Annotated in this window: 16 protein-coding genes; 5 read left to right on the top strand and 11 right to left on the bottom strand. The window is 53.5% G+C overall.

Annotated elements, in window-relative coordinates:
• Positions 1 to 11: 11 nt before the first annotated feature.
• The 3 genes from KZZ10_RS09760 to KZZ10_RS09750 are packed head-to-tail and all read right to left on the bottom strand — an operon-like array spanning position 12 to position 2,467.
• Complete coding sequence (locus KZZ10_RS09760) at positions 12 to 740, bottom strand: hypothetical protein (protein ID WP_259661324.1); 729 nt, start codon at positions 738 to 740, stop codon at positions 12 to 14.
• Positions 741 to 746: 6 nt separating this feature from the next.
• Positions 747 to 1,436, bottom strand: coding sequence for an N-acetylmuramate alpha-1-phosphate uridylyltransferase MurU (murU, locus tag KZZ10_RS09755; RefSeq protein WP_259661323.1), 690 nt, complete (start codon positions 1,434 to 1,436; stop codon positions 747 to 749).
• Positions 1,436 to 2,467 carry an aminoglycoside phosphotransferase family protein gene (locus KZZ10_RS09750; protein WP_259661322.1) on the bottom strand — a complete coding sequence of 344 codons (1,032 nt, stop codon included), beginning with the start codon at positions 2,465 to 2,467 and terminating at the stop codon, positions 1,436 to 1,438. The genes murU and KZZ10_RS09750 overlap by 1 nt, the downstream gene beginning before the upstream one ends.
• 122 nt (positions 2,468 to 2,589) lie before the next feature.
• Between KZZ10_RS09750 and KZZ10_RS09745 the strand changes: the two genes are divergently transcribed.
• The 3 genes from KZZ10_RS09745 to rsmA are packed head-to-tail and all read left to right on the top strand — an operon-like array spanning position 2,590 to position 7,418.
• On the top strand, positions 2,590 to 5,097 hold the full coding sequence (locus KZZ10_RS09745; RefSeq protein ID WP_311133552.1) for an LPS-assembly protein LptD: 2,508 nt from the start codon (positions 2,590 to 2,592) through the stop codon (positions 5,095 to 5,097).
• Positions 5,094 to 6,629, top strand: coding sequence for a peptidylprolyl isomerase (locus KZZ10_RS09740; protein WP_259661321.1), 1,536 nt, complete (start codon positions 5,094 to 5,096; stop codon positions 6,627 to 6,629). The genes KZZ10_RS09745 and KZZ10_RS09740 overlap by 4 nt, the downstream gene beginning before the upstream one ends.
• 3 nt (positions 6,630 to 6,632) lie before the next feature.
• Complete coding sequence (gene rsmA, locus KZZ10_RS09735) at positions 6,633 to 7,418, top strand: 16S rRNA (adenine(1518)-N(6)/adenine(1519)-N(6))-dimethyltransferase RsmA (RefSeq protein WP_259661320.1); 786 nt, start codon at positions 6,633 to 6,635, stop codon at positions 7,416 to 7,418.
• On the opposite strand, the gene KZZ10_RS09730 is transcribed toward rsmA, so the two are convergent.
• From KZZ10_RS09730 to glyQ, 7 genes are all read right to left on the bottom strand, one after another.
• Entirely contained in the window at positions 7,392 to 8,546 is a 1,155-nt protein-coding gene (locus KZZ10_RS09730) for a glycerate kinase (protein ID WP_259661319.1), read from the bottom strand. The genes rsmA and KZZ10_RS09730 overlap by 27 nt on opposite strands.
• 32 nt (positions 8,547 to 8,578) lie before the next feature.
• A complete protein-coding gene (gene gloA / locus KZZ10_RS09725; RefSeq protein ID WP_259661318.1) occupies positions 8,579 to 8,968 on the bottom strand; it encodes a lactoylglutathione lyase in 390 nt (129 codons plus the stop codon).
• 71 nt (positions 8,969 to 9,039) lie between these two features.
• Positions 9,040 to 9,879: a M48 family metallopeptidase gene (locus tag KZZ10_RS09720; protein WP_259661317.1), complete on the bottom strand. Its 840-nt coding sequence runs from the start codon at positions 9,877 to 9,879 to the stop codon at positions 9,040 to 9,042.
• Positions 9,880 to 9,881: 2 nt separating this feature from the next.
• On the bottom strand, positions 9,882 to 10,607 hold the full coding sequence (locus KZZ10_RS09715) for a lysophospholipid acyltransferase family protein (RefSeq protein WP_259661507.1): 726 nt from the start codon (positions 10,605 to 10,607) through the stop codon (positions 9,882 to 9,884).
• A 3-nt stretch (positions 10,608 to 10,610) separates the two neighbouring features.
• Positions 10,611 to 11,153 carry a D-glycero-beta-D-manno-heptose 1,7-bisphosphate 7-phosphatase gene (gene gmhB / locus KZZ10_RS09710; protein ID WP_259661316.1) on the bottom strand — a complete coding sequence of 181 codons (543 nt, stop codon included), beginning with the start codon at positions 11,151 to 11,153 and terminating at the stop codon, positions 10,611 to 10,613.
• Positions 11,150 to 13,282: a glycine--tRNA ligase subunit beta gene (glyS, locus tag KZZ10_RS09705; RefSeq protein ID WP_259661315.1), complete on the bottom strand. Its 2,133-nt coding sequence runs from the start codon at positions 13,280 to 13,282 to the stop codon at positions 11,150 to 11,152. Before glyS ends, gmhB begins: the two co-directional genes overlap by 4 nt.
• Positions 13,282 to 14,181: a glycine--tRNA ligase subunit alpha gene (gene glyQ / locus KZZ10_RS09700; protein WP_259661314.1), complete on the bottom strand. Its 900-nt coding sequence runs from the start codon at positions 14,179 to 14,181 to the stop codon at positions 13,282 to 13,284. The genes glyS and glyQ overlap by 1 nt, the downstream gene beginning before the upstream one ends.
• Before the next feature lie 162 nt (positions 14,182 to 14,343).
• Between glyQ and KZZ10_RS09695 the strand changes: the two genes are divergently transcribed.
• Together KZZ10_RS09695 and KZZ10_RS09690 are read left to right on the top strand one after the other, a co-directional pair.
• On the top strand, positions 14,344 to 15,111 hold the full coding sequence (locus KZZ10_RS09695; RefSeq protein ID WP_259661313.1) for a crotonase/enoyl-CoA hydratase family protein: 768 nt from the start codon (positions 14,344 to 14,346) through the stop codon (positions 15,109 to 15,111).
• Positions 15,112 to 15,164: 53 nt separating this feature from the next.
• Entirely contained in the window at positions 15,165 to 16,688 is a 1,524-nt protein-coding gene (locus KZZ10_RS09690; protein WP_259661312.1) for a fumarate hydratase, read from the top strand.
• On the opposite strand, the gene KZZ10_RS09685 is transcribed toward KZZ10_RS09690, so the two are convergent.
• Positions 16,650 to 18,323, bottom strand: coding sequence for an AMP-binding protein (locus tag KZZ10_RS09685; RefSeq protein WP_259661311.1), 1,674 nt, complete (start codon positions 18,321 to 18,323; stop codon positions 16,650 to 16,652). The two genes, KZZ10_RS09690 and KZZ10_RS09685, sit on opposite strands and share 39 nt — an antisense overlap.

Raw genomic sequence — 18,323 nt, 5'->3', positions numbered from 1 at the left:
GTTACTGTTTGCTATTGGGCTTGCACAGGCAATACACGCCAAGTGATCTGTCGCTTACCGTCTTGAGCAAGAACCTTCGCGTTGACACGCTGAACGACGAAGCCCTCTGGAAGGTTTGCCACGCCGCTTATCGGCAAATAATGATTGAATTGCACCGCCACACGAGGCGATGGAATGGTCTCAACCCGTCCGGTCGGCCAACGGCCTTCGTACGACAGTTCTAGCCAGCCGCTGAAGTCCTGTTTCTCTGGTTTAGCGCGCAGTAGCCAAATCAAGTAAGAGAGCTGCCCACCTTTTTTTGCTTGGTTAAAGGTGCTGGTACTGACGCCGACCACCCCGAAGCGAGGATCGAACGGCAGCGTTTGGACCAGAAGGTTCAATTGTTCCTTCATGGGAGTAATAATGGCTTGGGCCGTTGAGAGTTCTTCGCGCAGGCTTTTGATGATCTCTGCGTTCTGCGCACGCTCTGCCTCGAGCGAACGTGAGTGGTTATCCACTTGTGTTTGTAGTGTTTGCCGCTCGACTGAAACTAATTTTAGTTCGTCAGTGAGTTTCTGTGCTTGTTCGGTTGTGAGGCGTTTTGCACCATAGCTTGCCTGAAGGAACAGCACACCACCGCTTCCGAGTAGTACCCCGAGGAGTAGGACGATCACCCAGCTAGGGATGCGACGTGGGCGCCTCCGCGTATCGTAGGGGGCGGGTTTGAAAACCGCACGTTTTGCTTGAACGCGAATGACCATAGGAAATTAGTTTTGCTTCTCGAGTTTGTATTCTAACGCCGCCAGACGTTCGGGTGTACCGACATCGAGCCAGAAGCTTTTGTGTAGCGCTCCAATGATCCGCCGCTCTGCCATGGCGGAGCGTAATAATGGGGCGAGTTTGGCCGGTTGTCCTGGTGTAGTTTTGGCGAAAAGTGTCGGGTTGTACACGCCAATACCCGAGAAAGTGTTGAGAGTGCTTGCTTGAGCACTGAGATGACCATCTTTGAGTAGCCCAAAATCGCCTTGCGGATGATGCTCGGGGTTATTGACCAGAAGCAGCCACGCAAGGTGATCAGTTTGTTTGAGCTGTTCAGCAATTGCCAAGGCATGCGCGGGATTCCAGTCGCACCATATATCTCCGTTTATGACGAGAAACGGGTCTGTCCCAAGCAAAGGTAAGGCAGTGGCGATTCCCCCTGCTGTTTCGAGGGCGACAGGCTCTGGCGAGTATTGAATCCGCACACCGAAAGCGGCCCCGTCACCGAGCGTTTGTTCGATGCGCTGTCCGAGCCACGCATGGTTGATGACGATTTCGGTGATGCCCGTTGCGGCGAGCCTCTCGAGATGCCAAACGATGAGTGGCTTGCCGGCAACCGGCAGCAGTGGTTTAGGAAGGTGATCGGTGAGAGGGCGCATGCGTTCGCCTCGGCCGGCTGCCAATATCATGGCTCGCATCAGAAGGTGTATCCAACTTTAGTTTGAACTTGATCCAACTGGTCCAGGACGCGGATTAAGGGTTTGAAGGCGATGTAGCGCCCGGCCACTTGTCGTACATACTGATTGACGCGTGGCATGTGCGCGAGGTACCCGGCTTTGCCGTCGCGGTGATTAAGGCGAGCGAAAACCCCCAAAATCCGCAGATTGCGTTGTAACCCCATCCACTCATAGTCTCGATGAAAGTCTGCAAAGTCCGTGGGGACCGGGAGGTTGCTTTTGCGCGCCTGCTCCCAATAGCGAATCGCCCAATCTATCTGCTGCGGCTCCTCCCAGGTGGTTCTGGCATCCATGACGAGAGAAGCCAGGTCATAGGTGATGGGACCTGCGACGGCGTCTTGGAAATCAAGTACCCCAGGATTGGCGCCGAATTTTTCCGCTTCGCACAACATTAAATTAGGCGAATGAAAGTCCCTATGTACGAACACTTGTGGTTGTGCAGCATTGTGTTTGACCAGCAGGTCGAACACGGTATCGAGGGATTGCAGGGTCTCTGGTGGTAGGGTGGTTTTGCAATGAATGGTGGTGTACCATTCGACGAAGAGACTTAACTCCTGTTTCAGTCGCGGCGCATCGTAATGCGGCAGCCCTTCGTGGTTAGCCGCTTGCATGGTTACAAGTGCAGCGAGGGCTTCGCGGTACATTTTTTGTAGGGTGGAGTCCTCTGCCCCTGAAATAATTTTGTCATAGTATGTCGTGGGCCCCAGGTCGGAAAGCAGTAAGAAACCCTGTTCTAGTTGCTGTTCTATGATTTTTGGCACATTTAGACCTGCTGCGCTCAAGCGGCCCGCGATATCGACAAAAGGTCGGCAGTCTTCTTTCGGGGGTGGGGCATCCATCACTACTAGGGTGCCGCTTGCCGACGCAATTCGGAAATATCGCCTAAAGCTCGCGTCACTAGAGGCCGGTGCAAGAGTGTCAATCTTTAGACCTAGTTTCTGAGGAATTTGATTTAACCAATTGACTAATAATGGTATTCTTTGATCTGACATTGTCTAAAAATTCCTAAATTTCGCTGCATTCAAACTATAATAGCTCTGAAGCAGCGAGAGTTTGCTGAATTTTGACGACAAACGTTGGGTAAAAGTGCCCTGAATAGGTGGCTGTTTAAAGCGTGCTGTTTCTTTTTGCTCGACTTTTTCTCGCAACGACTCTGGGGATAGGTGTGGGGGCTGCGCAAGCCCAAAACGCCGATGCAACCCCGAGCGATGCGCTTAATCAGGCGGCCTCCGGGCAGGCGCCTCCCAAGAAAGCACCCCCAAAAAAGCCGCAAGCCAATAAAAATACGACCAAACCAGCAGCAAAGGCTGCGACGCCTCCTCCCCCGCCTAGAGTGCAATTGATGGGTTTGCGGGTGGCTCCGAAGCTAGACCGTTTTGTGCCCGCGGAAAGTCAAATGCCTGGTTTTCTTGAGGCCCGTGAAATCCATGGTGATGCGCAGGGTAATGTGCGCATGATCGGTGACGCTGCGATGCGTCGCCAGGATGCTGTGCTGCGTGCCAATGTGATTGATTACAACAAAGGCACGGGTGTCTTAGATGCGCAAACAAATGCGCGCCTCATTCGGGACGGGAACGTCATCTCCGGTACCAGCATTATTTATAACTCTGAGGACGGGACAGCGAGTATTGAGCAGCCTAATTTTTGGATAGAAAACGGTGGTGCAGGCGTTGGCTCGTGGGCCGATGTCTTTAATAAAAACCAGATGAGTCTCAAGGATGTGACCTACAGTGGTTGTCCATGTCCGCAGCCCTCTTGGTATATCGAGACTGAGAAGCTTGATTTGGATTACGCCGAAAATGAGGGGGTGGCGCGCAACGGTGTTCTTTACTTCAAAAACGTTCCGATCCTGGCGGCGCCTTATCTAACCTTCCCAATCAAAAAAGAGCGCAAGAGTGGCTTGCTGCTTCCAACGTTTGGCAACACAACGAATACTGGTTTCGATTACACCCAACCGTACTATTTCAATATTGCACCCAACTACGATATGACAGCGCAGTTGCGGACGATGACCAAGCGCGGGGCACAATTGGGTGGTGAATTCCGCTATATGGGTGAGAGCTACTCTGGTCTAGCAGCGGGTACGTATCTACCCAACGATATTAAGACGGGCGAGGATCGGTGGTTGTATTCTGCCCAATACGGTCAACGCTTCGGCTACGGGTTCTATGGGGGTTATAACGTCAGTGGCGTTTCTGACGATAACTATTTCAAAGACTTCGCCAACATTGGCATAAACCAAGCGACCGTAACGGCACTACCGCGTCAAGTGGGAGCAGGCTGGGCAAACGAGTACTGGAATACCTCTGCGCAGGTAGTCACGTTTCAAACGATTCGCCCGAGTGGCACGTTTGTGACGCCTCAGTACAACAAGGTGCCCGAATACACGATTAATGGTGGGCGGTTTGATATCGCAGGCTTTGACGTGCAAAGCCAAAACACCTTGACCAAATTTGAAATGCCGCTCGACCAGCGTTTTGCATATGGTCCGATGGGCTCGTTGCGCTGGAAGCCGGACGGACAACGCGCTTTGTCGTACAACTCGATTGCCTACCCAATCGTCAAGCCGGGTTGGTACATCACGCCTAAAGTCGCGCTAACTATGGCGCAATATCAAACCGACTGGTATGGGCTTGAGAAATGGTACGGCTATGGGCAAGCGTCGAACTCTCGTGTATTACCAATTATGTCGGTTGACTCTGGTATGACCTTCGAGCGCGACACAACATTTTTTGGGAAGGCCGCGTTACAAACGCTTGAGCCACGCGCCTATTACTTGAGGGTTCCGTACCGCGATCAGTCACAGCTGCCGGTATATGACACGACCTTGGCTGACTTCAGCTTCTCGTCGGCCTTCCAGGAAAACATTTTTGCTGGTTTTGATCGTATCGCGAACGCGAATCAGGCGACACTGGCGCTAACCAGCCGTTGGCTTGATGCTAATAGTGGCTTCGAGCGCCTTCAGCTTTCGGTAGCGCAGCAATTTTACTTTGAAGATCAGTATGTTACGTTGCCGTTTCAGGTGCCCCGCACCAATACTAAGTCTCAGTTCCTGGTAGGTAGCAGCGCTGCGCTAACCGACACCTTGAACCTGTCGTCCTTGTTTCAGTACAACCCTTACAAGAGCGAACTCAGTCGCGCTCAGATCATCAGTCGCTGGCGCCCCCAGCGTTTAGCGACGCTTGCTTTGTCGTACCGTTATCAGGTCAATCCACCACCTGACGCCTTGTATCAACCACAAGGTCAGAACCAGGTGAGCGCCGGCTTCCAGTGGCCATTAACGAAGAAATGGTACTCAATCGGACGCGTAGACTATTCCTTTAACAAAGTGAACGCGCCCAGTGTGCTTGATCCATCGAATATTATTGCAATGCCTAAGGTTACGCAGGGTGTAGTGGGATTAGAGTACAAAGGTGATTGTTGCTGGACTGGGCGTGTTGTGTTCCAGCGTTATGTCGTCAGCGTGGATCAAACAAATAGCGCGGTATTTTTCCAGCTTGAGCTAGGTGGATTAGGTAATTTGGGTCAGAACCCGATGGGTATTATCGGGCGTAGCATCCCCGATTACGAGCCGATCAATCCCCCAGTCCCAAGCGTAAGTAAATTTGAAAGGTACGAATGATGCAAGCAGTTAAAACCTACCGTTTTTGGGTTGCGCTTATTGGATTTTGTATAAGCGCTACGGCAGGCATGTCTGTTTATGCCCAGCCTGCACCGGGCGGCGCTGCGCGTCAGACGACACCGCCCAAGACTGCTGCGGCTGGAGTGGAGCGAGAGGCCGACACGATCGTTGCCGTGGTCAATAAAGAAGTGATCACGCGTCGCGAGCTTGATGCCCGAGTACGGTTGGCTAAAAGAGATATGGCTGGACAACGTATGCAGCCGCCGCCAGATAATGTTTTAGAGCTTCAGGTTCTACAGCGTTTAATTACTGAGAAGCTTGAATTGCAAGAGGGGCGAAGGCTGAATATTCAGATCACACCCGCGATGATTAATAGTGCCATCGAAACAATTGCTAAGCGCAACAATGCAACGGTTGCGCAAGTCCGGCAACAACTGCAAGCGTCCGGTATTCCCTGGTCTGACTACGAAAATCTGATTCGCCGTGAATTATTGTTGGAGCGGTTGAGGCAGACCGTCGTGGATCGCACGATTCTGATTACTGACGGCGAAGTGGATGCATTTTTGCGTGAACAAAAAGCCCGTGAGGCCGGCGGTTTGCCATCCGTGCGACCGACTCCTGCGCCTGCACCACCACCGCCTCCCCCACCGAAGCCGCAGGCAGTGCAGCCAGCCATTATGGGCATCGCGCAAATTTTGGTGCGGGTGCCCGAGGGGGCTTCGGCCGAAGAGGTTGCCGCTTTACGTAAAAAGGCGCAGGACTTACTCGCTCGGGTGCGTAAGGGTGAGAGCTTTGAAAGTGTGGCTAAAGCCTCATCGGATGGACCAGAAGCTAGCCTTGGCGGCGATTTGGGCGTGCGCCCTTTGAATGGCTGGCCAGACCTTTTTCTTAAGGCTGTAGCCAATGTGCCTGACGGACGAATCAGTAATATTCTTCAAAGTCCAAACGGCTTTCACATTCTGAAGGTGGTCGGTCGTGCTGGGGGCGCTCCTCCACCACAAGCGCAGCCCGCACCTCCACCCCCACCAACGAGTGCGGATCCACAACTGCCTAAAGGTCCGATGCCTGTTGAGCAAACGCAAGCGCGCCACATTTTGCTCAAGAGTTCGACTGTGATGACGGACGACGTCGCGCGTCAACGACTATTGGGGATACGCCAGCGCATTGTTCAGGGTGGAGAGTCTTTTGGTGATTTGGCCAGGCGCTTCTCAAATGACACCTCGGCTCCGCAAGGCGGTGATTTGGGCTGGTTAAATCCAGGCGAAACAGTCCCTCCATTCGAGAAGGCCATGAATGCGCTGAAGATAGGTGAGGTCAGTGAACCTGTGAAGAGTCCATTTGGCTGGCATCTGATTCTTGTTGAAGGTCGCCGTACTCAAGATATGGCGGATCAGTATTTACGCAATCAAGTCCGTCAGCGTCTTTTCATTCAACGCTCTGATGCGGAGTTTGAGGCTTGGCTCCAACGCGTGCGTAACCTGTCCTTCATTGACAATCGCCTCGAGAAAACAGAGCGGCTGAACAGGAATTAACGCGTGACTGCGCATCAGGCACGCAAACGCTTCGGCCAAAATTTCTTGGTAGATTTAGGGGTGGTCGATGCCATTGTTAGAGCGATTGCCCCTCAACCCAAAGATCTGATGATCGAAATTGGGCCTGGGCTGTCTGCGTTGACAGCGCCGCTGCTTGATCATCTAGAAAAACTAACGGCGATTGAAATAGACCGCGACTTGGCGGCACGGCTTAGGCAGCGGTTTTCCGCTGATCGTCTGGCGGTTATCGAGGCCGATGCCTTGCAGGTGGACTTCACTCAGTTTGGTCAAGGGTTGCGCATTGTCGGCAACTTACCCTACAACATTTCCAGCCCTTTGCTTTTTGCTTTGGTCGATTGTGCGGATCTGGTCTGTGATCAGCACTTCATGCTTCAGCGCGAAGTGGTGGATAGGATGGTGGCAGAGCCTGGTAGTTCGGAATACAGTCGGCTAAGCGTGATGCTGCAGTACCGCTACCAGATTTATAAGTTGTTTGATGTTGCACCGGAGGCTTTCGATCCTCCACCGCGGGTGACGTCTGCAATCGTCAGAATGATTCCAAAAGGTGCTGAGCGTTTGCGGGCTCAAGATGACAAACTGTTTGCAACAGTTGTTCAGCGCGCTTTTTCTCAGCGCCGCAAAATGCTGCGTGGTGTGCTGGGTGAGTGGACGACACTCATTCCCTGGGAGAAACTTGGCGTTCTTCCGACATGGCGTGCCGAGCAAGTTTCGGTAACGGGTTTTGTCGGGATAGCAGACGCGTTATATGGTTCGGGTATTCGTGCCTAGGCGACTGGCAAGCCAGACGCGCATGATGTCTTGCGCGCGATCTTCAAGAAGCGTTGGCGCACGCTGACAAGCCTCGGCGAGAGTGCAGGGCCCCGACGCTAAACTAAAGGCAGCGTGGATACCCGCCTCATACAAAGCTTGATACCCATCGCCCAGCGATCCGGCAATTGCGATGACTGGAATGCCTGCTCGCTTAGCGAAGAGCGCAACGCCCATGGGAGTCTTGCCCAATAAGGTTTGCGCATCCATTCGTCCCTCACCGGTGATGACTAAATCCGCGCCTTCCATGGCGCTGGATAATCCCCCAATCTCTGCAACGACCTCTGCGCCGGGCTTGAAGGTCGTACGCAGCCAAGCGTGTGCCGCAAAGCCTAGCCCTCCTGCGGCGCCAGAACCCGGTGCATCGCGCATATCGCGACCGACTGTTTGAGCGCATAGGTCTGCAAAATGATCGAGTGCTGCATCAAGTGTTTGCACCTGAGCAGGCGTCGCGCCTTTTTGTGGTCCAAAGATTGCTGAGGCGCCCTTGGAGCCACACAAGGGGTTATTCACATCAGAGGCGATCGTGACTCGAATGTTTGCCAAGCGAGGGTCAAGCTTGCTGGCATCTAGTCTGGCAAGTTGCGCAAGCGCTAATCCGCCGCGGGCAAGCGTTTCATTGTTTGAATCCAGGAAGCGCAGCCCTAAGGCCTCAAGCATTCCCGCCCCTGCATCGTTTGTTGCAGAACCGCCAAGACCTAACACGATATGTTGAGCCCCTGCATCAAGCGCGTACTGGATGAGCTGGCCTACGCCATAGCTTGTTGCACGCAAGGGGTCACGCTCGTGGGGCGCGATGTGTTCTAAACCCGCTGCGCAGGCCATTTCGATGACTGCAGTGCCTTCCGGCAAGAGCGCCCAAGAGGCGTCAATAGGGCGCCCAAGCGCATCTAGCACAGTGTGGGTTTGACGTTCGCCAGCAGTCGCGCCCAAGATGGCCTCGACAGTGCCCTCACCGCCATCAGCCATCGGCACACGCACGATCGTTGCCTGCGGAATCGCGCGCTTAACACCGCGCTCAATCGCCAGGGCGACTTCGGGAGCCGAGAGCGATTCTTTGAAGGAATCCGGAGCGATGACGATTTTCATTTGAAAGGGCACATCAACCTGAAGAGTGTAGGTTAGTCGAATTTCTTCTGGACAAATTCGATCTTATAGCCGTCAGGGTCTTCAACAAAGGCGATCACGGTTGAGCCATGTTTCATGGGACCTGCTTCTCGCGTTACTTTTCCACCCAACTCTTTGACGCGATCGCAAGCTTCGTAGGCGTTTTCGACTTGCAGTGCGATATGGCCGTAGCCTGTCCCGAGATCGTAAGAGGAGGTATCCCAGTTGTAGGTGAGTTCAAGTGCTGGCCCATCGCGCTCGTCCTGATAGCCAACGAAGGTGTTGGTGAATCGGCCGGTAGGGTACTCGGTGCTTCGAAGTACGCGCATACCTAATACTTTTGTGTAGAACTCGATTGAGCGATCAAGATTTCCAACGCGCAGCATAGTGTGAAGAATTCGCATAATGAGACCTCGGGATTGCCTAAGTGAATTGAGAGGGAAATGTTAACCATGATAACCGTTCGCACGCACGGTTAGATTTCTGGAATGCCATCCGGCGTGTGATGGCGGAGAATATTTTTAGCGAGATGGAAATCCGGATAAAGCTGTTCGACTTCCGACCAGAAATCTTGGCTGTGATTCATTTCCCGTAGGTGCGCGAGTTCGTGAGCGATGACGTAATCAATCACCATCGGTGAAAAATGAATGAGGCGCCAGTTCAGCATGATGTTGCCGTCACTCGTACAGGAGCCCCAGCGAGTTGCAGCGGACGATAGTCGCCATCGTCGGATCGTTAATCCGGTGGTGGCGAGAAAGTGTTTGATGCGCACATCAAACCACACCGCTGCGCGAGACTGTAGCCACGCCTGCGTCATGTCACGCATGCGATGGGTGTCAGCGTCATTAGGCAACGGCAGCCAAAGTGCTTGCCCCGCTTGCGGCGCAACAGGATCGCCCTCGAAGTAAGGTGATCCATGCGGAACGTGCGGCCCTGGTACGCCACTACGCAGGACGATGCGACATCCCATATAGGGAAGTTCCCCGCCGGATTGCCAACGCGTCTCTGACATTGCTAAACGCTGTTTGCGGGATTGCCAGTCTTGAAGTTTGGATAGAATCCAAGGCATTTTTTCAACAACGGCGGCGTCGATTTGGGAGAGCGTGACCCAGTTCGGGGCAGTGACCCGTAAGCCTTCGTCGAGAATGACGAAGCCAATGCTACGGCGACGCGAGCGCATCAATATGAAGCCGACAGATTGATCACCATGGTGGACAACCCGCCATTTTGCGCCAAGCGGAATTGTGGCAGGCGCAATGGTCCAGCTGGGCTTGGGGCTGTCTGCGTCGGAAAGCAAAAGCTCGAGCTGGCTCATTGTTATTTTGAATAACGTTCGGGATTCAAGCGTTGCATTTCACCTTCGATCCATGCTTGAACTTTTTCGTTTAATTCTTCTGGGGTCAGTCCTGTTGCTTCAATGACCGGCCCGATGGAGACTGTGATGCAACCAGGTCTCTTAATGAAGGCGTTACGTGGCCAACATTCGCCAGCGTTGTGTGCGATGGGGATAATCGGTACGCCTGTACGCGTGGCGAGTAATGCGCCGCCCATTTTGAAACGGCTCGTCTTGCCGGGTGCGATACGCGTTCCCTCTGGAAATAAGATTGGCCAGCGCCCTTCATCAAGACGTTGTTGACCAACTTTCACGACCTGCTCGAAGGCGTCGCGTCCTTTGCTGCGATCGATGGGGATCATCGCCAAGAGAGCGAGACCCCATCCAAAAAAAGGCACGCGGTGTAACTCGCGCTTATAGACAAAACATACTTCGCGCGGAAGGTGGGAGGGTAAAAACAGCGTTTCCCAGGCAGACTGATGCTTTGACAGCACAATAGCAGGTCCGTCGGGGAGGTTTTCCCAGCCTTGCACCTTCCATCGGACACCGCAAATCACTTTTGCGCCCCAAACCGCGAGCCGTGGCCAACCCATCGTCAGCTTGTAGCGCCAACTCAGGGAGAGTGGTGCCCAAAGCATGCAGGCAAAGGCGTAGGGAATCACGGTGACGATCAGAAAGAGCGTAAAAACAGTAGCGCGAAGCGCAAGCATCATTTAATTAGTCTCGGACAGAATTTGGTCGACCGCATCGGCGAGATCTTTGGCGACGCGTAGGCCTGCAGGGAGGTCCCCTTTGGCTTGGGTCTTGCTGCCATTGCCTGTCTGGACAAGCCAAGGCACGCAGCCCGCAGCAGCCGATGCCTGCAGGTCTCGTAGGGAGTCTCCCACAGCGGGAACGCCCTCTAAAGATGTATCAAATCGCCGCCCGATATCATGAAACAAACCGGGGAGTGGTTTGCGGCACAGGCAATTGTCATCGGGACCATGAGGGCATACAAAAATAGCATCGACAGCTCCACCCAAATGAGAGAGTGCTTTGCGAAACTTTTGATGGATATCCGAGAGTGCAGTGATATCGAAAAGCCCGCGCGCTAAACCTGATTGGTTCGAGGCGATTGCAATGGTCCAGCCTGCCTGATGCAGGCGAGCAATTGCCTCTAAGCTACCGGGAAGCGGATGCCATTCGTCTGGGTGTTTGATGTAGTCGTCGCTATCCTCGTTAATCACGCCATCGCGATCGAGAATGATCAGTTTCATGGAGCGAGCCTTGAAATGTCTGCAACCTGATTCATGAGTCGATGCAGCTGATCCAATAACGCGAGTCTATTGTTTCGTACTGCGATGTCATCGGTCATGACCATGATGTCGTTAAAAAACAGGTCAACCGCCTCTCGGGTCTGCGCTAAGGTATCCATTGCTGCCACATAATCGCCCGCTTCAAACTGCTGCTGCGCGATCGGTTGTGCTTGGGCGACGGCCTTGGCAAGTGCTTGTTCGGCAGCCTCAGTCAATAGCTTGGGTGTAACCGTTGGTAACTGGCCTTCCGATTTCTTTAGCAGATTACCAATCCGCTTGTTCGCGGCCGCGAGACTTGCTGCACTTGGACTTAAAGCGAATTTCTCTGCAGCGATCACGCGCGCCACGACTTGGTGCAGCGGCGGCGTGAGGGCGAGTACTGCTTCGACCGCGTTGCGATCGTGCTGTGCAATCAACTGATTACGTAACCGTTCGAGAATGAAGTCTCGGACTTCTGGAACAGTTTGTTCAGTCAGTGTGCCGGGTGCGAACTGTTTGGCACTGTGCGTGAGTAACTCCTCAAGGGAGAGTGGCCCAGCATTTTGTATTTTTAAGAAACCGCCTGCGGTGAGCTGCTCGAATGCACTGATAACACCCAGCGCGGCACGACGCAAACCGAAGGGATCCCGCTCACCTGTTGGTGCTAAACCGATACCCCAGATACCCACGAGGGTTTCGGCGCGTTCTGCGATAAATAAGATCGTAGCGATCATATTGCTCGCGGTGATCGGTGTATCTAGACGGATACGATATTGCTCAGCAAGTGCCTGAACGACCTCAGGGGCCTCATTGTCACCGCGGGCGTAATAGGCGCCCATAATGCCTTGCAGTTCAGGAAACTCACCGACCATGTTTGTCGTGAGATCTGCTTTAGCGAGTTCAGCAGCGCGCTCAGCCTGCGCTGCATCCGCACCAAGCGTCTGTGCAAGGTAGGCCGCAATCGCGCGAACACGGCTAACGCGCTCTAACTGTGTGCCAAGTTTGTTGTGATAAACGATTGAGTCGAGTTGGGCGACACGCGCGTGTAAGGGCGTTTTGCGATCGGTTTCAAAGAAGAACTGCGCATCGGCCAGACGGGGCCGCACGACGCGCTCGTTGCCTTCGATGATCGCTCTCGGATTGTCCGTGGGCATATTGCTCACGATTAGGAACTGATTGGTGAGAGCACCCGTGTCTTTGTTGAATAGCGGAAAGTATTTTTGATTCAGCCGCATTGTCAGAATCAGACATTCCTGCGGGACCGTTAGAAAACGTTCCTCAAATGTTCCGACATACACTGCCGGTGCTTCCACTAGCGCAGTGACCTCATCGAGTAGTGCATCCACTTCTGGGCCTGTGCCAAGGCTGGCCTGAAGTTTTTGCGTTTGGGTGTTTAACAATTCGGCGATTTGCGCACGACGCAAGGCAAAGCTAGCCGTGACTTTTCCGGTTGTCGCCAGCTGGGCTTCATAAGTATCGGCGTCCTCTATCGTTATAGCGCCTGGATGTAGGAACCTGTGCCCAAATGTTTGCCGACCGGATTGCAAGCCAAGAATAGTTGCAGGAATAATTTGCGAGCCGTGCAAGGCGATGAGCGAATGCGCAGGACGTACAAACTTAACTGCTGTTTCGCCATCTGCAAGTTGATACTTCATCACTTTTGGGATCGGCAGAGCGGCAATGCTGGTCTCAATTGCGCCTTGCAAGGCATCGCCAAGTTTTGCCCCAGCTGCTGTTCCACTTGCGACGAGATATTCTTGCTTGCCATCTGACTCGCGCGCGAGCGCGCTGATATCCATGGACTCCCAGCCTTTGGCGGCTAGTTTTTTTAGCAATGCAGGTGTTGCGTTTCCGTTTGCATCAAGCCCAACTTTGACGGGCATGAGTTTTTCTGAGAATGTCTGATCGGGCGCGATAGGTTGGACGGCGCTAAGCCTAACGCCGAGTCGGCGCGGTGTTGCAAAGGGTTCGACAGAACAGTTTACCTCTGTGAGCCCGAGTGTTTGCAGGGCGTCGTGCAGGCCTTGTGCAAAGGCTTGACCAAGCTTGGGAAGCGCTTTAGGGGGAAGTTCTTCTGTAAAGAGCTCGACAAGAAGGGGGAGGCTGGACATTAGTTCGCCCCTTTGTTTGTATGCAGCATGGGGAAGCCTAGTTGTTCGCGCGACTCAAAGTAGGCTTGCGCAACAGCGCGAGACAGGTTTCTGATCCGACCAATGTAGGCAGCACGTTCTGTCACGCTGATTGCTCCGCGTGCGTCGAGCATATTGAATGTATGGGCAGCTTTCAATGTTGCCTCATAGGCAGGCAAAGCCAAGGGGACTTCCATGAGTCGTTTGGCGAGTGTTTCAAAATCGGTAAAGTGACGGAACAACGTTTCAGCGTCTGAATGCTCAAAGTTGTAAGTCGACTGTTCGACTTCATTTTGATGAAAGACGTCACGATAGAGAACTTTGCCGCGCGGCCCTTCGGTCCAGACCAGGTCATAGACGCTTTCAACGCCTTGCAGATACATTGCGAGGCGCTCAAGGCCGTAGGTGATCTCCCCAGTCGTGGGGGTGCAGTCCAAGCCGCCTACCTGCTGAAAGTAGGTGAACTGCGTGACTTCCATCCCGTTGAGCCAAACCTCCCAACCTAGTCCCCATGCGCCGAGGGTTGGGTTTTCCCAGTCGTCCTCAACAAAGCGAATGTCATGCTCTGTTGGTTTGATTCCTAAAGCGACCAGTGAGCCAATGTATAGGTCCAAAATATCAGGCGGCGCAGGCTTAAGGACTACTTGATACTGGTAGTAGTGTTGCAGACGGTTTGGGTTTTCGCCATAGCGGCCGTCTTTGGGACGGCGCGAAGGCTGGACATACGCCGCGCGCCAAGGCTCTGGGCCGATTGCACGTAAAAAGGTGGCGGTGTGGGAGGTGCCGGCACCGACCTCCATGTCATAGGGTTGGAGCAGGGCACAACCCTGTTTGTCCCAGTATTCTTGCAGGCGCAGAATAATTTGCTGAAAGGTGAGCATCGAGATATTCGGTTAGGTCCGTAAGCGTGCCATTTTAGCTTGCGAGCGGCTTTGGTGTGGGCGTTGAGGGAGGTGTTCGACGCCCGAGCTTCGTGAATCGCCTATGATTTAGTCCATCTAGTCAAAATCTAACTGTTTTAGCCTTGTTTTTGAGGAGTTTTCATGTCGAGTCTGGTGAGTGTCGATGAGGCAGATGGGGTGTTAATCATCACGATTAATCGTCCTGAGGCGCGTAATGCGATTAGCTTTGAAACAGCGCAGCAATTGTCTGTTGCGTTTGAAACGCTTGATGCCCGAGAGGACTTGCGCATTGGGATCCTGACTGGTGCTGGTGGCACCTTTTGTTCGGGGATGGACCTCAAGGACTTCGCCAAGACCCGTAAGCGCTCTTCGGTGCCGGGCAAGGGCTTTGCCGGGCTAAACGAGGCGCCACCTCAAAAGCCTCTGATTGCTGCCGTGGAAGGCTTTGCGGTCGCAGGTGGTTTTGAAATGATGTTGGCCTGTGATCTGATCGTGGCAGCGAACAATGCGATGTTCGGCTTGCCCGAGGTTAAGCGTGGTTTGGTTGCCGGCGGTGGTGGCTTGGTGCGTCTCCCACGACAAGTTCCGTACCACATCGCGATGGAAATTTTGCTCACTGGGGATATGTTTCCAGCCGAGCGCGCGCAGCAATATGGGTTGATTAATGTAATGACCGACCCTGGTCAGGCGCTGGGAGAGGCGATGAAGCTGGCCCGCAAGATCTGCGAAAATGGCCCATTGGCGGTGCGTACATCGAAAAGTGTGCTGGTTCAGGGACTAGATTTCCCTGCGGCAAAAATGTTCGATTTGCAACGTCCCCTGACAGATCATATTTTTATGTCAGAAGATGCCAAAGAAGGTGCAACCGCTTTTGCAGAGAAGCGTAAGCCTGTGTGGCGCGGCAAGTAGATAAATTTTTGGTGTTATTGATTTCAACTATTGTTTCGTAGATAGGTACACATATGTCCGTCACTATTAAAGAAGAAGATTTTGTCGCCTCGATCGCTGATGCGATTCAGTTCATCAGTTACTACCATCCAGCCGACTACATCAAGCACCTTGCGCGCGCTTATGAGCGTGAGGAGAGCCCTGCTGCGAAGGATGCGATCGCACAGATCCTGACGAACTCGCGCATGAGTGCAGAGGGCCGTCGTCCGATTTGTCAGGACACGGGCATCGTCAACGTATTCTTGAAGATCGGTATGGGTGTGCGGTTTGATACCAAGCGAACCATGCAGGAGCTATGCGATGAAGGCGTGCGTCGTGGTTATTTGAACCCCGAAAACCCACTGCGTGCATCGGTTCTTGATGATCCGATCTTCTTGCGCAAGAACACCAAAGACAATACTCCGTGTATCGTTAGTGTCGAGTTGGTGCAAGGCGATACGGTGGATGTGCAGGTCGCTGCGAAAGGTGGTGGCTCAGAAAACAAGTCGAAACTCGCGATGTTGAATCCGAATGATTCGATTGTGGATTGGGTGCTCAAAACTGTTCCGACGATGGGCGCGGGTTGGTGTCCGCCTGGCATGCTTGGAATTGGCGTGGGCGGGACTGCTGAAAAAGCTGTTTTGATGGCTAAGCAATCGCTCATGGAAGATCTCGATATGTACGAACTGCTTGAGCGCGGTCCTAAAAATAAAATCGAAGAGCTGCGTATTGAGCTCTATCACAAGGTCAACGCGCTAGGCATTGGTGCACAAGGGCTAGGTGGTCTCACTACGGTTCTGGATGTGAAGATTCAGACCTTTGCGACGCATGCTGCGTCTTTCCCCGTCGCCATGATTCCAAACTGTGCCGCGACGCGCCATGCGCATTTTGAGTTGGATGGTTCCGGACCGGCACACCTGCATCGTCCCTCGTTATCGGACTGGCCTGATGTGCATTGGGCGCCAGACTACAAGTCCTCAAAGCAGGTGGACTTAAATAAACTGACCCGTGAAGAAGTCGCAAGCTGGAAGCCAGGTCAGACACTCTTGCTGAACGGCAAAATGCTGACGGGACGCGATGCCGCACATAAGCGCATTCAAGATATGCTGGCCAAAGGTGAGAAGTTGCCCGTAGAGTTTCACGGCAAAACGATTTATTACGTTGGGCCTGTGGATCCGGTCGGTGATGAAGTGGTTGGACCAGCGGGCCCAACGACTTCCACCCGTATGGATAAGTTCACAGACATGATGCTTGAGCAGACAGGTCTGTTTGCGATGATTGGAAAAGCAGAGCGTGGTCCGGCCACGATCGAATCCATTCGCAAACACAAGTCGGCCTACCTGATGGCTGTGGGCGGCGCTGCGTACTTAGTCTCTAAGGCGATTAAAGAGGCGAAAGTCATCGGTTTCGCTGACCTCGGCATGGAAGCGATCTATGAGTTTGACGTCGTCGATATGCCTGTCACTGTGGCAGTTGATTCAACCGGGACCTCTGTGCATACGACTGGCCCCAAAGAGTGGTCAGCCAAGATCGCGGGTATCCCGGTCGTCACCGCGTAAACGCGCAAGCGCCATGTCTCGGAGTTTCACGCGTTGAAACTTCAAGCCATTGGCGCTTTGTGTGGCGGGAAAAGCGTCGATAAACCAAATGTGGACCGGCACTTTAAAAGCCGCAAGCTGTTGCGCTAGCTGTGCGCGCACGCTGTCCGCATCGGGTGCCGGTTGACCAGGTGTTGTTGTGGCAAACGCAACGGGCCTGAGCTGACCGTTGATCTCAACGCCCACCACCTGAGCGCTTTCGATCCCAGTTTGTTCTGCGAGAGCATGTTCAATTTCCGTGGGATCCACCAAGAATCCACCCAGCCTCATTGTGTCGCCCATTCGAGATAGGTAGACAAAGCTTGCATCCTCTCGCAAGTAGCCCAGGTCACCTGTTTTGAAATAACCGTCCGGAGTGAACGCGCTTGCGGTTGCTTCCGCGTTGTTGAAGTAGCCTTTAAACAGTGTCGGTGAAAAAATTTCTATTTCCCCCGGAATGTTAGGCGCACAAAGCGCGTCTGTGTCGATGTCTCGTATTCTGACCCGAGCCCGCGGGCTTGCGGCGGGCGTACCACCGCCCTGAGCCCGATCCTCAAGCGGTAGGTTCTCCCGCTGCAGCGAAAACAGTGCGTGCACCTCACTTGACCCATAGAGGCCGTGCAGTGGGAATCCTCGCGCCGAGAGCGATCGCGCTAGCTCGACAAAGCGGGGACTAAACGATGCAAAACCGAAGAGCCGGAGACTAGGAAAAGGAATGTCACAGCGCTCCGCACGGGTGAGCGCTTGTTGATCGACGTGCTCGATGATTCGGCGCAGCATTTCGTCGCTGCCAAAGATGTGGGTAACACTTTCTGCCTGGATAAGTGCACTTGCGCTCGCTGCGTCAAAAAAATCCATCAGCACGAGTGGCATGCCTGCCGCAATCGCAGCCAGGGCGCTATTGAGTCCAAAGACACCACAAAAGGGGAGAGCGCAGAGCAGGCGATTGCCTGCCTGTTCGAAACCGTAGCCGTGTGCAACATCTCTTGCATGCTCGGTGAGCGTGCGTTGCGTGTGCATGACGAGCTTTGGACCTTTGGTGGTTCCAGAGGTCGTAAAGAATGCTGCGAGGGCGTCCGCATGCGCCGCATCATTTGCTGGGTTTGGCTGATGCTGCGCTGTGGGGTCGTTATTGTTTGAAATCGCGTCAAAAGGGGTTACCGGCTTGCCTAAAAGTTCAGCAGGCGCATCGTTTCCCACATCGAGCATAACTATTTTTTGCAAGCAAGGCAGTTGCTTGCCATCGACGCCTTCGATGACTTGTGCAAAGTCAATTTTGCGGAAATTGAGTTGCAAGACAAGTATCGATGCTTGTGAATTACCAAGAATGTTTTGCAACTCAAGGCTGCGATATTTTGTATTTACAGCAACGAGCGTGGCTCCCAGTCTTGCGAGCGCGAAAAATAGTACTAACCACTCTGAGCGATTAACGAGCCACACGGCGACACGAGAACCCTGCACAACACCTTGGCGCGAAAGCCACAAGCAGGTCTGTGAAACTTGTGCCTCAAAGGCGCTGTAACTCAGCGCCCGCCCATTCTCGATCAGAATGCTGCGTTGGGGGAACTGTGCAAGATGAGTACGATAAAGGGAGGTAAGCGACCCTACAGCGGACAT

It is taken from the genome of Zwartia hollandica, from assembly GCF_019923725.1.
GTDB lineage: Bacteria > Pseudomonadota > Gammaproteobacteria > Burkholderiales > Burkholderiaceae_B > Zwartia > Zwartia hollandica.
Note: the sequence above shows the minus strand (reverse complement) of the source record. Positions and strands in the feature narration are given on the sequence as shown.

Coding starts and splice junctions, on each gene's coding strand:
- KZZ10_RS09760 (WP_259661324.1), bottom strand. CDS start 740: ATGGTCATTCGCGTTCAAGCAAAACGTGCGGTTTTCAAACCCGCCCCC.
- murU (WP_259661323.1), bottom strand. CDS start 1,436: ATGCGAGCCATGATATTGGCAGCCGGCCGAGGCGAACGCATGCGCCCT.
- KZZ10_RS09750 (WP_259661322.1), bottom strand. CDS start 2,467: ATGTCAGATCAAAGAATACCATTATTAGTCAATTGGTTAAATCAAATT.
- KZZ10_RS09740 (WP_259661321.1), top strand. CDS start 5,094: ATGATGCAAGCAGTTAAAACCTACCGTTTTTGGGTTGCGCTTATTGGA.
- KZZ10_RS09730 (WP_259661319.1), bottom strand. CDS start 8,546: ATGAAAATCGTCATCGCTCCGGATTCCTTCAAAGAATCGCTCTCGGCT.
- gloA (WP_259661318.1), bottom strand. CDS start 8,968: ATGCGAATTCTTCACACTATGCTGCGCGTTGGAAATCTTGATCGCTCA.
- KZZ10_RS09720 (WP_259661317.1), bottom strand. CDS start 9,879: ATGAGCCAGCTCGAGCTTTTGCTTTCCGACGCAGACAGCCCCAAGCCC.
- KZZ10_RS09715 (WP_259661507.1), bottom strand. CDS start 10,607: ATGCTTGCGCTTCGCGCTACTGTTTTTACGCTCTTTCTGATCGTCACC.
- gmhB (WP_259661316.1), bottom strand. CDS start 11,153: ATGAAACTGATCATTCTCGATCGCGATGGCGTGATTAACGAGGATAGC.
- glyS (WP_259661315.1), bottom strand. CDS start 13,282: ATGTCCAGCCTCCCCCTTCTTGTCGAGCTCTTTACAGAAGAACTTCCC.
- glyQ (WP_259661314.1), bottom strand. CDS start 14,181: ATGCTCACCTTTCAGCAAATTATTCTGCGCCTGCAAGAATACTGGGAC.
- KZZ10_RS09695 (WP_259661313.1), top strand. CDS start 14,344: ATGTCGAGTCTGGTGAGTGTCGATGAGGCAGATGGGGTGTTAATCATC.
- KZZ10_RS09690 (WP_259661312.1), top strand. CDS start 15,165: ATGTCCGTCACTATTAAAGAAGAAGATTTTGTCGCCTCGATCGCTGAT.
- KZZ10_RS09685 (WP_259661311.1), bottom strand. CDS start 18,323: ATGTCCGCTGTAGGGTCGCTTACCTCCCTTTATCGTACTCATCTTGCA.